Source organism: Candidatus Amoebophilus asiaticus 5a2 (genome assembly GCF_000020565.1).
Taxonomy (GTDB): domain Bacteria; phylum Bacteroidota; class Bacteroidia; order Cytophagales; family Amoebophilaceae; genus Amoebophilus; species Amoebophilus asiaticus.
Window position 1 is genome coordinate 1464947 of sequence record NC_010830.1, and the last position, 15118, is coordinate 1480064.

At 34.4% G+C, this 15118-nt stretch carries 12 protein-coding genes; 5 read left to right on the plus strand and 7 right to left on the minus strand.

Annotated elements, in window-relative coordinates:
* Positions 1 to 200 precede the first annotated feature (200 nt).
* Together AASI_RS05870 and AASI_RS05875 are read right to left on the minus strand one after the other, a co-directional pair.
* On the minus strand, positions 201 to 404 hold the full coding sequence (locus tag AASI_RS05870; RefSeq protein ID WP_012473238.1) for a hypothetical protein: 204 nt from the start codon (positions 402 to 404) through the stop codon (positions 201 to 203).
* A gap of 219 nt (positions 405 to 623) precedes the next feature.
* Positions 624 to 1416, minus strand: a protein-coding gene (locus AASI_RS05875) for an IS5-like element ISCaa8 family transposase (RefSeq protein ID WP_148204952.1) whose coding sequence is annotated in 2 segments (ribosomal slippage) — positions 624 to 1154 and positions 1156 to 1416 — 792 coding nt in all. Because the reading frame shifts where the segments join, the coding sequence is not laid out codon by codon here.
* Positions 1417 to 1871: 455 nt separating this feature from the next.
* Between AASI_RS05875 and AASI_RS05885 the strand changes: the two genes are divergently transcribed.
* Entirely contained in the window at positions 1872 to 2189 is a 318-nt protein-coding gene (locus AASI_RS05885) for a colicin immunity domain-containing protein (protein ID WP_012473239.1), read from the plus strand.
* A 665-nt stretch (positions 2190 to 2854) separates the two neighbouring features.
* Here the strand turns inward: AASI_RS05885 and topA are convergent.
* Positions 2855 to 5197 carry a type I DNA topoisomerase gene (gene topA, locus AASI_RS05890; RefSeq protein WP_012473240.1) on the minus strand — a complete coding sequence of 781 codons (2343 nt, stop codon included), beginning with the start codon at positions 5195 to 5197 and terminating at the stop codon, positions 2855 to 2857.
* 247 nt (positions 5198 to 5444) lie between these two features.
* Between topA and AASI_RS05895 the strand changes: the two genes are divergently transcribed.
* On the plus strand, positions 5445 to 6488 hold the full coding sequence (locus tag AASI_RS05895; RefSeq protein WP_012473241.1) for an agmatinase family protein: 1044 nt from the start codon (positions 5445 to 5447) through the stop codon (positions 6486 to 6488).
* Positions 6489 to 6559: 71 nt separating this feature from the next.
* Here AASI_RS05895 and AASI_RS05900 read toward each other — a convergent pair whose 3' ends face one another.
* The 3 genes from AASI_RS05900 to AASI_RS05910 form a co-directional block, all read right to left on the minus strand.
* Positions 6560 to 7579, minus strand: coding sequence for an ankyrin repeat domain-containing protein (locus AASI_RS05900; protein ID WP_012473242.1), 1020 nt, complete (start codon positions 7577 to 7579; stop codon positions 6560 to 6562).
* 536 nt (positions 7580 to 8115) lie between these two features.
* Complete coding sequence (locus tag AASI_RS05905) at positions 8116 to 10551, minus strand: ankyrin repeat domain-containing protein (protein WP_012473243.1); 2436 nt, start codon at positions 10549 to 10551, stop codon at positions 8116 to 8118.
* A 71-nt stretch (positions 10552 to 10622) separates the two neighbouring features.
* Positions 10623 to 11381, minus strand: a complete 759-nt coding sequence (locus tag AASI_RS05910) for a polyprenol monophosphomannose synthase (RefSeq protein WP_044282865.1) — start codon at positions 11379 to 11381, stop codon at positions 10623 to 10625.
* 161 nt (positions 11382 to 11542) lie between these two features.
* On the opposite strand from AASI_RS05910, the gene AASI_RS05915 reads away from it, so the two are divergent.
* Positions 11543 to 12238, plus strand: coding sequence for an NUDIX hydrolase (locus tag AASI_RS05915; protein WP_012473245.1), 696 nt, complete (start codon positions 11543 to 11545; stop codon positions 12236 to 12238).
* On the opposite strand, the gene AASI_RS05920 is transcribed toward AASI_RS05915, so the two are convergent.
* A complete protein-coding gene (locus tag AASI_RS05920; protein ID WP_012473246.1) occupies positions 12216 to 13112 on the minus strand; it encodes a DUF3822 family protein in 897 nt (298 codons plus the stop codon). The genes AASI_RS05915 and AASI_RS05920 overlap by 23 nt on opposite strands.
* Positions 13113 to 13403: 291 nt before the next feature.
* Between AASI_RS05920 and AASI_RS05925 the strand changes: the two genes are divergently transcribed.
* Positions 13404 to 13748 (plus strand): DUF4296 domain-containing protein, encoded by a 345-nt coding sequence (locus tag AASI_RS05925; RefSeq protein WP_012473247.1) that lies wholly within the window; start codon positions 13404 to 13406, stop codon positions 13746 to 13748.
* Positions 13749 to 13754: 6 nt separating this feature from the next.
* The gene (locus AASI_RS05930; protein WP_044282868.1) at positions 13755 to 14240 is read left to right on the plus strand and encodes a Smr/MutS family protein; all 486 of its coding nucleotides are present in this window, start codon (positions 13755 to 13757) and stop codon (positions 14238 to 14240) included.
* Positions 14241 to 15118 lie beyond the last annotated feature (878 nt).

The window sequence follows — 15118 nt, forward strand, 5'->3', positions numbered from 1 at the left end:
AACAGAGATATTTAAAGATGCTGCAGGAGACCATGAAGACGCTATAAAAAAGCAGCACTAAATGGCCTTACACACCTATATACTATTGAAGCCAAACAACCTTACCCATGGAAAGCTATTTTTTGCCTTATTGCCTTGGGAATTGCGCAAATAGCAGCAGGCGTGACCATTGCAGTATGTACTTATGGAACAGGTACTAACTATGCTTGGAGTTTAATTAATGAAGGCATATCTGATCTAATAGCAGCTGGCAAATCAGCATGTACCGGGCGGTTCGATTGGGAGCAATGGGGCATACAAAAGGCAATTAGCATGCTTTCTTCTATAGTAGTAGCAGGCTTAAAATCAACTTTTAAAGGATTTAAGAAAGCCTGGGATTCAGTTACAAATCTAGGTACACTCAATACTGAAATTGGTCAAAACAACCTTAAGGCAATCACCAAACAAGTCGCTATGAATTTGGGAAAAGGAGTGGTAAAAGAGTTAATTAACTACGGTTTAGACGAAATAAGTAATGAGTTACTGGTTAACTATATAAAAGACACCATAGAGGGTACCGTAACAGAAAAGCTAGAGCAACTTATATCTGAACACCCACTAATGCAAAAAGCCTTAGAGTCTGTTCATAATCTTTGTAGGCATATTCTTAGAAAAGCAAGCACCACCATTTGTAAGCTTGTAGTTAATCTTCTCTCACAGTTTTTCCATAGGCGTCGGCATTTTTCCAGCCAGCCAAAACTTCGCTCCACTATCCATCGCTTAGGTATTACCTTAAATCGATGCAATTCGCTCCTTTTAGCTACTTCTACTTCCGCTCCCTGAAGGACTTCTTTTACTTGGTTGGCAAACACTTCTCCACTATAGCCTCCATCTACGAGCACCTTCTTTACCTTAGCTAATTGCTCTTTGTGATCTTTAAGCATAGTTACTGCTCCATCTCTATTTGTTTCACTAGCCCGTGTAACATATATCCCATGCGGTAAGCCTTGGCTGTCTACGGCTATGTGGCGCTTGATCCCGTTTATCTTTTTAGCTCCATCATAGCCTTTCTCTTTGGCTGTATCTGTATTCTTTATGCTTTGCGCATCTACTATAATCAGGCTCGTTTGGGCTGCTTTACCTGCTTGCTTCCTCAGACGAGCAACCATATTTTTTTAATGCTTCTTCTAGAAAGCTTATGCCATTTTCTTGCTTTTCACTCCATATCTGAAAATAAGCATGTACCGTACGCCATTTAGGAAAATCTTTAGGCAACATTCTCCATTGGCAGCCTGTCTTGAGCAGATACAGTAATCCAGAGAATACCTCATATAAATCTACCTGGCGAGGTTTAGTCTTTTTTCGGGCTGCTTCCAAAATAGGGCGTATAACTTCAAATTGTTCTCTATTAATATTAGTAGAATACTCTTGAGTCATAGATAAGTCCCTTTTTTATCAAGTTATTGACTAGTTTCCTCTCTAATCTAATAAATATTAACTTAATGAACAAAGATCTTGAACAGGCTCTAAGAACTTGTTTCGGATAGCTATATATATTTTGTAATTACTACAGATAAATTAGATATATAGCTACAGGAAAAGACTGTTGGAAATAGATACGAAATAAGAAAGAGTATCTAGCAGGAAAATTCCTTTGTTTCCCAGTTATACTTGTGATATAGTTTACTAAGTAACAAATGATATTAACAAGTTATGTCAGGAGTTATTTCTTGACAATCAATAAATAGTAGTGTTTGTCCTGCTTTACTAAGCAACCTATATTAGTACAGAAAATCGACTTTTTAATTTGCGAGTTACGTCCTGCCACCACTAGGAAGTAGGACAAAATTTAGTACTACTCAAGTTAACAAAATTTTAACAAAGAAATTTTTATGGTAAGTAATAATATAATGTTGTTAGATAAAATTCATCTACAGAAATACATTTACCTTCTTGGCCTATTTGTTTCAAATCAAATTGATATATCTAGCTTTGAAGATTTATTTCTTAAAATTAGAAGGGAAGATAATTATTGGTTATCGGGCTTGTTTAATAATAAAATAGGAAAAGTTTTGGACTCATTGTTTCTTGATGTTGATGAATATACTCCAGACTGCTTATTTGATCCAAATAATAAATTCACAATTAATGAAACAGAACTAAAAAAACGAGCCAGTGAATCATTGAATACGTTAAAGAAAATAATTTAGGATAATACTTAACGTTAAAACTTAAACTGTTCAGCAAGATGTATTTGGTTATAGATATAAGTAATAACTTATACGTAAGGATGCAACCTCTTATTACAAACATCAGATTTACCAATGGCTATATAAATGACTGAGGATGGCAGAGCATCCAGATGTGGCTGCTACATTAGCCAATACTGGTAAAGTTTATAAGCAGTATATTATGGTTAAAAAATTTAACACCTGTTGGCTTTTTAAGCGCTTTAGTAGTAAATTACGGCTACAATAAGCCGTTAGAACTCTCTGATTTATAACTAGCTAAAGAAAAGCTATCTGCTTATTTACAAAGCAAAGATAGCAACTTAAATAAGAGACAGACAGGAATATATCTACCTTATTTTTCTAACAGTTTAACCAAGCTATCACCAATTGATAATATTGTTGCTTGAAATCTCCCTAGATTTAAATTCTACAAAATTTTTTATAGAAAACTACGCTCTAAAGTGTAAATTTTCTAGTTCCTGTCATAGCATCATACATTTATAAGCCATCACTTAAACTGTGCTTATATAGCCTATGATATATGCTTATAGCAATACACCTCCTATACCTAACTTTAGCATCAAAAAAACAGAGCCAACACCTAGCAACCTATTAGCTACCTTAACAGAAAATTAACCTATCTCCTATCTACGAGCAGATTTCTTTTTTGCAGTAGCAATTGGCATGGCGCTTTCTGCTAATTTTTGACATTCTGCAAAGCTTAACTTTTTAGGATCTACGTCTTTAGGTAACTTAACATTTACCTTTCCTACCTTTAGATAAGGTCCCCAGCGACCATTAAGTATTTGCATATTTACATCCTCTGGAAAGGTTTTAATTACTTTTTCTGCATCTGCTTTTTGCTTGTCTTGTATAATCTGTATGGCACGCTCTTCCGTAACTGTAAGCGGGTCCTCTTCTTTGGGAAGGGTATAAAATTGATTTTGATATTTCAAATAAGGACCAAACCTGCCTATACTCGCTTCTATAGGTAAGTTTTCCCATTGCCCTACTGTTCTTGGAAACTTGAAGAGCGTAAGTGCTTCTTCTAAGGTAATACTTTCTATACGCTGATCTTTTTTAAGGCTTGCAAAACGTGGGGCCTCATCTTCCTCGTTGTTGCCTATTTGCACTAATGGACCAAATCTTCCAATACGTGCAGTAACAGGCTTACCACTTACAGGATCATGTCCCAACATCCTACTTGTATTAATGGCTGTCCGCTCTACTTGTTGTGTTTCTGCTACTTTGGGATAAAAATTCTTATAAAACTCAGCCAACATCTGGTTCCACTCTTTATGGCCTGTAGCTACCTCATCTAACTCAGACTCTACTTTAGCAGTAAAACCATAATCAGTTACTTCGGAAAAGCGCTCTACCAAAAAGTCATTCACTACCATGGCAATATCAGTAGGGAACAACTTATTTTTTTCTGTGCCTGTTATTTCCTTAAATATCTCTTTTTTTATAGCATCATCTTTTAGCGTCAACACCTGATAGTTACGCTCCTTCCCTTCTTTTGATTCTTTAACTACATAACCGCGTTGTTGTATAGTAGTAATAGTAGGCGCATAAGTAGAGGGGCGTCCAATCCCCTGCTCTTCGAGCTGCTTAACCAAGCTAGCTTCAGAATATCTAGCAGGAGGCTTGGTAAAACGCTCACGCGCTTGCATATCCTCTAATGGAAGAAGTTGTCCTACTTTTAATGGTGGTAATAGCTTACTGCCTTGTGCTTGATCGTCTGCTTGATCGTCTGCTTCATCGTCTTCATCATGTTTAACTGCATATACTTTTAGGAAGCCATCAAACTTAACAACCTCACCATGTGCCACAAGCTGTTGAGGGGTAGTAGAAATAGCAATATGTGCGGTAGTCCTTTCCAATTGAGCATCGGCCATTTGTGAGGCAATAGCACGTTTCCAAATTAATTCATATAAGCGCTGCTCACTAGCGTCTTGACTTACAACACGTTGAGAAAAGTCAGTGGGCCTAATGGCTTCATGTGCTTCTTGTGCCGAAGCAGATTTTGTTTTGTAATGCCTTTCTTGAAAATAAGTACTACCATAATTGCTTGCTATTTCTTGCTGTGCACTTTGAATAGCCTCTTGCGAAAGCGTCACAGAATCTGTACGCATATAAGAAATCTTACCAGCTTCATACAGATTTTGTGCTAGTAACATGGTACGTGTAACGCCATAGCCAAACTTTTGGCTGGCTTCTTGCTGTAAAGTAGAAGTGGTAAAAGGGGGAGCAGGTGACCTTTTAGCTAGCTTTTTATCTAAATTTTGAATAGAAAAGGTTGTACCTATACATTTCTCTAAAAATTGGTGGGCTTCTTTTTCATTTTGCAAACGATCAGAAAGTTCTGCTAACAGACGTTGCTTGTTACCCAAATCAAATAATGCCGTTACAACAAAGTAGTTAGTAGCAACAAAATGCTGTATAGCACGCTCTCGTTCTACAATCATTCTAACAGCAACTGATTGCACCCGCCCTGCAGAAAGGCCAGGCTTTATCTTTTTCCACAGCAATGGAGATAAATCATATCCTACCAACCTATCTAGAATACGCCGTGCTTGCTGGGAGTTTACTAATGCCAGGTCAATATTTCTAGGGTTTTTTATAGCATTTAGTATAGCATTTTTAGTAATCTCTCTAAAAACAATTCTTTGTGTTTTATTATCCACTAAGTCGAGTGCCTCTTTTAGATGCCAGGAAATAGCTTCTCCTTCTCGATCATCATCGCTAGCTAAATAAACTTTTTGTGCGTTGTTGGCTTTCTTCTTTAGTTCTTTTATAAGCTGTTGCTTACCTTTAGTAATCTCATAAGTAGGTTGAAAGTCTTGCTCAATATCAATAGCCTTATTATGTTTAGGTAAATCGCGTACATGCCCATTGGAAGAAGCAACTTCATAGTCTTTTCCTAAATAATTTTGGATGGTTTTGGCTTTAGCAGGTGACTCAACAATGACTAAATTCTTGGACATAGGCTATATATGCTAGAAAATATTTTAAAAATACAGTATATTAATTAAACTTTGAATTTTTCCCAAATTTTCCATACAATTACTGTAAAAAAAGATAAATATAGCTTTTTATAATGTTAAGTTCATAATTTTAAGATTTATTTAGATATAACGTTACTTTTTTTGGGAAGCCAAAGTTATAATGTTTGTACATATATTATGTTACTGATGCTGTAAACTTTATAAGAAGATAACTTATTGACAATATATGAAACTCTTTTCTCATACCAATCATATGCCAACTACTAGAGCTAGCCTTTTTCATACCAATGTTTCTATTGAAGAAGCATCTTTGATAGTAATTCCTGCGCCTTGGGAGGTGACTGTATCTACAAGATCAGGTACAGCATTAGGGCCTGAAACCATTTTAAAAGCTTCTTATCAACTAGGCCTTTATTCTCCTAGATTTCCTAATATAGATCAAATATCTATAGCTATGTTACCGATCCCCCATGACTGGAAAATATTAAGTGATACGCTCAGGCATGATACGGCTGGATATATTCATGCATTAGAGTTAGGAATTCAATATACTACGATGCCTAAAAGTATCTTACAAAAAATTAATTCACACACACGACTTTTTTTAGATGAGTTAAAAAATAAAGCCTTAAACTATTTAAACAAAGGCAAAATCGTGTCAGTAGTAGGCGGTGAACACATTGTAGCATTAGGGCTTGTAGAAGCATTGACAGAAAAATATTCAAATTTTGGTATGCTCCACCTCAATGCTCATGCTACGTTACATAAGGCGTACCAAGGATTTACTTATTCTCATGCTTCATTAATGCATAATGTATTAAAATTACCCCAAGTTGAAACAGTAGTACAAATAGGCTTGCGTGACTATACAAAAGAGGAAGCACAAGTAATTGATAGTTCAAAAGGACGTATTATAACCTTTTTAAATGACACGCTAAAAGCAGAAAAGTTTCAAGGAATTACCTGGGATACAAGCTGTAAAAAAATAATAGATGCACTACCAGAACATATCTATATCAGTTTCGATATAGATAGTTTAGATGCAAGTTTATGTCCTAGCACAGGGACTCCCGTGCCAGGCGGTCTAGGATTTGATGAAGTATGCTATTTGTTTAAATGTTTAGTAAATGCTGGGAAGAAAGTTATTGGTTTTGATTTATGTGAAGTTTCTCCTGGAGAACAGTTTGACTTAGATGCACAGGTAGGTAGTAGAATGCTATACCAACTTGCTTTAACAACAGCTGCTAGCCAAAATACATTAAATAGTTAACCTAATTTTATAATAAAACTGGTAAAGTAGCCTACTATTGCACTAACTGTTTACATAACAGCTTAAGATGATTAATTATACCTTGAATAATTTTTAAAGTTAGGGGCCATTTGTGCAGGTATCTTACCTTCCTTATTTTTAAGGCTTAATTTAGCACCTCTATCCCTTAATGCGGCAGTTATTGACCAATAACCTTTTTTAGTTGCTAAATGCAATGGTGTGTTACCATGATTGTCTTGTATATTCACATCTATCTCACTCTCCTGTAAAAGTCGTGTAACCTTTTCACCATCACCCTTAAGTACTGCTAAATGAAGGGGCGTATGACCCTTATTATCTCTCAAATTTAGCTGAAAGTCCTTTCTAACTAATAACGCATCTAAGATTGCTATATCTCCCCAGTCAATCGCTAAGTGTAAAGGACTCTGGTCTTCTATATCTTGTATATTGATATCAAGAGCCAAACAGCTTAGTAGTCGTTTGATGGTCTTTACATTACCCCGTGAAGTAGCCAAGTGCAAAACAGTAGAGCCGCTATTATTGACAGAATTTACATCAACTTCTTCTCGTAACAATAGTATTTCAACCATATTAAAACAGCCTTTTAAAACTGCTGAATGTAAAGGAGTATTACCTTGTGCATCACGCAAATTTATATTAATATGATCTTGATTGATTAATAATTGAAAAACCGCTTCATTTTTCTGAAAAACTGCATAGTGTAAAGGAGAAAATCTATTTTGAGCAAGTGTACTAATATTAATTTGATGGTATAGTAAAGCTTGTATTATAGGCAGGTGGCCTAAAGATATGGCTTGCTGCAAAGCATCAGAATAAAGTTGTACTATATCCGTACTATTTGAGTTTTTAACAGCATGCATTGAGTCATCTTGAAGTAACTGGAGCGCTCTCAATAATGTAGATCTTCTTGTATCGCTAGCCAACTGTATCATTTCTGCTGTAATAGGGGTAGATAGAATTACCTTTTCATCTACATTTCTTTTATGCTTGCCATCACAATGAGAAAATGTAGCTAACACCATCAATAATCCTATCATATTATTAATATGCTTAATAAATCTTTGCAGCATATATTTTTTAATTAATATTTTCTAAATCTACAATCACCTTTGATAGTACCAATAAAGCACTTCAATTTAATTATAAGCATTCTTATATTTTTTAAACCATTAAAGCATAATATGTAGATCGGTGAACCTATTATATAATTTTCCATTTGTAATCAACTCAATTATTCAAGAATATTTTACTTGAAGCTTCCTTCTATATTTGTTTCAGATCTCGGCAGCTTGTAGAGTTTTCAAATTGTAGAGAAGCCACAGTTAGTAAACTGCTCAAGTTCACATAATTTATGTGATAAGTAGTAATACCTAATTACTCTGAAACGAGCAATGAAGTGGTTTTTCAGTTTACCTGGTCTATAGTGATATTGAGTATTTTTAAAGAAGTATTTTAGTAACTCATGAAATAGCACTAGTTCTCTTAGTTTTTCAATTGATATCTTTCTCTATATTGTTTAAGGTATTTAATTCCTTTATCCCCAGCAGTCGATTTGACCAACAAAGCTGCCACTTATTAAGTTAGGGCTCAATTAGTACCTATGTAACTATAACAATTTACTATACTCTTTTGCCACTTGTAGAGGCATTTTACGGCTTTTATTCTTAAGAGTAAGTTTAGCACCGTTAGCCCTTAACTTTGAAGCTATGTGCCAATATCCATTAATAACTGCTAAATGCAACGGTGTATTACCTTCATCATCCTGTGCATCTACATCGGCTCCTGTTCGCAAAATTTCTTCAACTGCTGAATCATGACCACTAACCACAGCTAAATGGAGAGGTGTTTGACCATCATCGTTACCAAGGTTGAGTTTAGCACCTTTAACTCTTAATGCAGAGATTATACAAGCATACCCTGCATCAGCTGCCCAATGTAATGGCGTATTACCCACTTCATCCCGAACATTTGTATCAGCCTCTGCCAGCAAAAGCATCTTAACTACTTGATGATGCCCTTTTAAAACTGCCAAGTGAAGGGGCGTATGTCCATAATTATTGACTAGATTCAAATTAGCACCTTTACCTATTAACTCAACAACTATGTCCTCATAACCTTTACTAGCCGCTAAATGCAATGGTGTATTGCCTTTAAAGTCTTGTAAATCAATATTTAATTCGGGTGCTGAGTGCAAGAACGTTTTTACTATCTGATGATGATCCTTAAGTACTGCCAAATGTAGTGGTGTACGGCCATCTTTATTGAGCAGCTCTAGGTTAGCACCTATGCCACCTAACTGCAAAATCACTTTCATATACCCTCTTCTAGCAGCTAAATGCAATAACGTATTGCCAGTATTATCTTGCGTATCTATATGTATTTTTTTATCTCTTGCCTGGAAAAATTTCTTAACTAGTTGATAATGGCCATTGAGTAATGCCAGATGCAAAAAGGTATAACCATTTTTATTTACAAAAGTTGTGTTAACACCTGCCTCTATCAATTCCAGAACTATTTTCCAGAACCCTCCACTGGCAGCTAAATGCAATGGTGTATTACCTTTATTATCTTTAAAGTTTGCAAACTTTAAAGATCCTGCCCTTATAAGTTCTTTAAAAACTTCATAATGACCATTAAATACTGACAAATGTAGTGGAATATGTCCATTTTTATTCGGAATGTCTATTCTCGCTCCCATAAGGATTAGATCGGCAACTATACTGGGATATCCTTTACTAACAGCTATATGTAACGGTGTATTACCCTCTTTATCTTGTGCATTTGCTGTTATGTTTAATTCTGGTAAAAGCACTCTAGCTACTTCATAATTTTCATTAAGTATTGCCAAATGAAAGGGTGTATGCCCCTGTTTATTACATAAGTTTATATCAGTACCTCTTGTTCTTAATTCCATAACTATGTCCATATCTCCTTTTTTTGTCGCCAAATGCAAAGGAGTATTTCCTTCATTGTCACGTACGTTTACATCTATGGTTATATTCAGTTTTGGCGCTACCTGTAGCATACATTTTACTATCTTATAATGTTTATTCAATGCAGCTAAATGAAGGGGAGTATAACCACGCTTGTTAGGTAGATCTAAGCGAGCACCCCTATTTTTCAACTCTTTAAGTATCTTAACATACCCTCCGCTAGCAGCTACGTGTGCTGGTGTATCACCTTTATGGTCTGGCACATTAACTTCAGCTTCTTTATCTAAAAGTTTTATAAGTACGTCATAGTAACCATTAAGCGTTGACAAATGAAGAGGAGTACAATCATTATTATCTTTAAGATTCACATTAATATCTGGCCTATCTAGTAATATATCTACCATAGGTATACTGTACCAATCGAATGCTAAATGTAAAGCAGTACGACCATTTACAACATTCTGCATATTAACATCCGTAGCTGATTTTTCTAATAGTAATTCAGCCATCTGCAGATTATTACGTAAAGTAGCTAGTTGTAATGCAGTAAAACCAGCATTATTAACAGCATTAATATTAACTCTTTGATGTGATGTAATGGACTTGGCAATATCAATACAGTCTTCCAAAATCGCTAAATGTAATGGTGTATTACCATCTTCATTTGCGCAATTTATATCTAGTTGACCTTGGCTTAATAAAAATTGGCAAAGGACTAAATCTTTCCATACAATCGACCAATGTAATGCTGTGTATTTACTACAATCAGCCACATTAATATCAATGCCATTTGATATGAGGGCATGTACGATTGGTAAGTTTTTTATTATCAAAGCTTGGTATAACACAGAAGCATAAAAATGTCTTACATCAGCACCATGAGAATCCATAACAATAGCCATTCGGTCATGCTGTAAACTTTGAAGTATATCGGCTAACAGAATTTGATTTTTATCTGTAGCTAATTGTACCATTTGCTGAGTAATAGGAATAGGTGTAGGAACAATCCGTGTGGTAGCAGTATTTTCCTTATGATGGCATCGCGTATAGGCAGCTAACACTAGGACAAGCGTTATTACATTAATATGTTTGATTAGTTTTTGTAGCATATAACTTTATCTTAGCTTTAAAAAAACATACCATAAGTATGCGTAGACACTAATTTACATTAAAGTCTATTCTATAGCAGTGTACGATGGAAGCTTTTAAATAAGCTACTTACTTTTAACTTTATAATTCTAAAGAAAGCTTCAAGAATAATATGATGAGACATCTTAGAAGATCCTCTTATTCGATTGGTAAATACAATAGGAATTTCTTTAAGTTTAAAACCATACTGATAGGCTAAAAATTTCATCTCCACCTGGAAACTATAGCCAATCGACTTGATGGATCCTAAATCAATCGTTTCTAGTACTGCTCTTTTATAACACTGATACCCAGCTGTAAGGTCCATGATAGGTAGTCCCGTTATATAACGTGCTATCCAATTAGCAATATAGGATAAAAGCACCCTTCCCATGGGCCAGTTTACTACATTAACTCCATTCACATACCGAGAGCCAATTGTTACATCATATTCTTGTTGATTGCAGGTTTCATATAAAACTTGAAGCTTATCAATTGGATGTGAGAAGTCTGCATCCATGGTCAGTATGTATTGATAACTATTTGCTAGTGCGAATTTAAATCCTGCTATATATGCTGTGCCTAAGCCTGCCTTTTGAGGTCTGCTAAGTAAATGTAATTTACCATTATATTGCGATTGTAGCCCAGCCACAACATCTCCTGTACCATCTGGAGAAGCATCATCAACAACAAGGATATGGAACGTAGGAGAAGTTGCAAAAATAGCGTCTATAAGTAATGCTATATTTTCTACTTCATTGTAAGTGGGTATAATCACCAACGAATCTGTGTCATGGTGATAAATTGTCATAATTGTTTAAATTTGAGAATCTATATTCTATAAATTGTATGTCAGCACTCGAAAATACACATTGTATTGCCTGCTTACAAATCTTGCCAGCCAAGTATCCATACAACTTATACGTATTCAATAGCTCATTCTATAAAATAACTTATACCTAATTAATAAACATGCAACTATTTTTTATACACAATATACTTATTCGTATTCTTAAACATCTAGACTTGGTAAATATGGGAAGATCTTATGAACACGCCTATAATTATCGGCCACATATATTATCAACTTCCATACTTACAAGGCATATTCTCATACAAGTTGAACCAGAAAGACTGGGACAATTACTAATTGAAATTTCCCAAATTTCTTCTAATAAACCTACAAGTATAACCATTCTATTAAATACTAAGGATGATGTATTTCCATTACTTCAGCAATATTTCAAGATTATCAATGCTGCAGGAGGTATAGTAACAAAAGGAAATCAGCTTTTAATGATCTATAGAGCACATACCTGGGACCTTCCAAAGGGTAGAATTGAAGCGGGAGAAGCAACCATCAATGCTGCTATACGTGAGGTACATGAAGAATGTGGAGTGAGGGCGGTAGCCACAGCCAAGTTTTATACTACTTGGCACGCTTTTCAAGTAAATCGAGTAAATGTACTCAAAGAAACGACTTGGTATACTATGAATTGTATTGATGATACGCATATGGCCCCTCAAAAAGAAGAAGCTATAGACCGTGTGGCATGGATAGATATCAATCAACTTACACCAATTTTAGAAAATACATACGCAAGCATTAGACTACTATTGCAAGCATATCAGAATCATATAAAACTTACGAGAACTTTAGATTATTAAGGTAATTAGTAGCTGGATAAAAGTTAACTAAGTCAAAATAATTAATAATTAAATCCTTTTTAAATGACCAGCTAAATTTTAGATAAGGAGGCTTTTCACTAAAAGAAATATGTCGGATATAGTTGCGCATCTTCTTGTGAACTAATGAATCCTTAACCACACTACCTGCCAAAATTACCTCATGAACACCTGGGTTAAGTGCAAGCGTATACATGACAATTAAAATATATTGAAGAAACTCATCACTAGAATTATACGCAAATCTATTATAATATAACAATTGAGATTTTTCTACTACTGTAATATGCATATGCCCTGTCTCAGCCAACACAAAGACCTTAGCTTCTGCATATAATTTTTTAGCCTGTATATAGGCTGCTGTACCTGCTATAAGACTGTTAGCCTGGTGTATAATACAGCAATGTTCTGGTGTATATCCCTTTTGCAGCCAATTGGCAATACTTTCGTCTACAGCAAAGACAACTGCTAAGCCTAAGTCGGTATGTATACAATGTTTAACAGCTTGGTCAGCTATATCAACCGCAAGCTTTAGATAATCAGCACTATTATTTTCTTGAAATAAAGCACTAGGCACTAATGTATATTGTTGATTTTCAAAACATAAGACAACCTTTTTCCATGCTGAAGTAGCAATAAAAGGATGTTCTCTAAAAAGCTGTTGAAGTATGGTGAGATATTGTATAGAATTATCGGCATCCATTTGATAAGCCTCCATCAGTAAGCAGCGGCTCGAAGCCTGGTCAACACATGAGATTCTTAGCCTCTTGCTACCTATGCTAATAAGTAAATAGTATTGGCCAAGGCGATAAACACTAAAACGTTTGTCCTTAACAGAAATAACAGGTTGATACATGGTTTACAGAATGGACCTTTTAATATTCTATTTTGTTATATGATGCTTTACTAAACAAAAAAACGATAGGATTACTACCATACTCATTTGTAAAATCAGGAAGATAATTTAAAACTCTTAATCTATAAGTATTTTAAAGTTTAAAAAATCTCTAGCTTACTAGCCTTTTTCAAAACAACTTTTATTCTTTAAGCATAGGTTTATAATATATGTAATCTAGTAAAAATAATGCTCATTATATAAATACAACTTGTATATTATATATTAATTGTATTTTTGTAAAAAAGCGTCATGAAAAAGATTTTAGCACTTGTAATGGCATGTGGGTTAATTAGTCAGAATTTAGCTCATATCCAGTCAAGCATATTAACACAGGATCAGTTAATTGAAATATTAGCAGACTTAGAACTGGCAAAAGCCATGTTATATACTTCTGAAGATAATAAACAAACAGAAATAGATAACCTATTCCAAGAACAGGCACAACTTATTTATGAAACACATGCTACTGATGCAGTAACTCTACAAGAAAGCTATATAGAGTATTTAAATAACCCAATACGTTTACAGTGGCTATATGACCAGCTGATTGTTAGGTTGGAAAAACTTTTGAGAGAAGAAATCATAGAGAAATAAATTTATATGTATCTAAGTGCAGAGTTTTCTAAAGGAGATCATGTACAACTGTTGCATACAGATAAAATAGGTGAAATAATAGCTGTGGATAAAGGGCAAGCTATTATAAAATTTGATTATGTTACTTTAAGGTTACCTTTACAAGAGGTTAAACATCTTCCCAAAAACTATTCTACTTTAAAAGCTATTTCTTTAACATCTTCTGTTGCATCTACTAAAACTAATACCCTAGATATGCATAAATTTATAGCTTTTCAACCTGAGTTAGATTTGCATGGCTTGTGTGTCAGTGGAGCACTTCATATCTTAGATAAATGGATAGACCAAGCATTGCTAGCAGGACATAGGTATTTACGGATAATACATGGAAAAGGTAAAGGAGTATTACGTGAACAAGTGCATAACTATCTTAAAACAAACGAGTTAGTAACCAAGGTAACTACAAATCATAATCTTCCAGGTGGGAGTGGCGTTACTTTAATTGAATTGTGATAAGTTAACCCTCCTACTGTAATTCTTATTTAAAAAAGGTTGCTAGTTAAAATAAAGCTTTATTAGCTTTATTAGCTTTATTAGCTTTATTAGCTTTATTAGCTTTATTAGCTTTATTAGCTTTATTAGCTTTATTAGCTTTATTAATTTAAAAAGCCGGTAAAAAAACAAGAACGTTTTAATAAGAAAACTCCTTAAGATTACAGTATAAATCTTGCTTGAGAAAAGAGACTTTTGATACCGCTGATAGTGGTGGTCACTACTATTTTTTGTATCCTTTCAGATAAGAAACCAAAACTTAACCTTACAGCTGGCTACTTGCTTAGTAAGCGTCCCTACTTATGAAATTATCTGTTCTCCTATAGCATGCTATGTATAATTGTAACTACCCCTATCACACATATTAGGTATAAGCGTACTAGCACACATAAATGATTTTTACCTCGTCAATATGCTCACCTAAGCATAAAGCCACTATGATGGTGTAATGCTTGTGTATCTGATACTTTTCTTTTTTTATCTTCTTTATGGCGTAAATATTGGAGTAACCCATCAATAAATACTTATACTGCTATTGACCTTTTAACCATAATGACCTCCAATTTATGCAATACCAAAGAACCTGTGTACATAAACAAGTAGGCCTAGTTTGAAATAGAGAAAAGATAAGTATTAAGAAAATTTACCAAAAATCTTTCTTTTGCCATAAAAAATCTTGCACAGCCAGCATCTTGCCTCATAAATTCAAATTATTGTATAAATTATTTAGTAGACCCGCTGCGAAACAGAAGATCGATAAAAACATTAGATTTTTGAGAGTTAAATTTATTATTTATAAAAATTCAACCTGCGTTTTTTATACTTTAAACGTCTATTCT

What these genes read in the sequence shown, in the direction of transcription:
- AASI_RS05885 (WP_012473239.1), top strand. Translation starts at nt 1,872, where the DNA reads ATGGTAAGTAATAATATAATGTTGTTAGATAAAATTCATCTACAGAAA.
- topA (WP_012473240.1), bottom strand. Translation starts at nt 5,197, where the DNA reads ATGTCCAAGAATTTAGTCATTGTTGAGTCACCTGCTAAAGCCAAAACC.
- AASI_RS05895 (WP_012473241.1), top strand. Translation starts at nt 5,445, where the DNA reads ATGAAACTCTTTTCTCATACCAATCATATGCCAACTACTAGAGCTAGC.
- AASI_RS05900 (WP_012473242.1), bottom strand. Translation starts at nt 7,579, where the DNA reads ATGCTGCAAAGATTTATTAAGCATATTAATAATATGATAGGATTATTG.
- AASI_RS05905 (WP_012473243.1), bottom strand. Translation starts at nt 10,551, where the DNA reads ATGCTACAAAAACTAATCAAACATATTAATGTAATAACGCTTGTCCTA.
- AASI_RS05910 (WP_044282865.1), bottom strand. Translation starts at nt 11,381, where the DNA reads ATGACAATTTATCACCATGACACAGATTCGTTGGTGATTATACCCACT.
- AASI_RS05915 (WP_012473245.1), top strand. Translation starts at nt 11,543, where the DNA reads ATGCAACTATTTTTTATACACAATATACTTATTCGTATTCTTAAACAT.
- AASI_RS05920 (WP_012473246.1), bottom strand. Translation starts at nt 13,112, where the DNA reads ATGTATCAACCTGTTATTTCTGTTAAGGACAAACGTTTTAGTGTTTAT.
- AASI_RS05925 (WP_012473247.1), top strand. Translation starts at nt 13,404, where the DNA reads ATGAAAAAGATTTTAGCACTTGTAATGGCATGTGGGTTAATTAGTCAG.
- AASI_RS05930 (WP_044282868.1), top strand. Translation starts at nt 13,755, where the DNA reads ATGTATCTAAGTGCAGAGTTTTCTAAAGGAGATCATGTACAACTGTTG.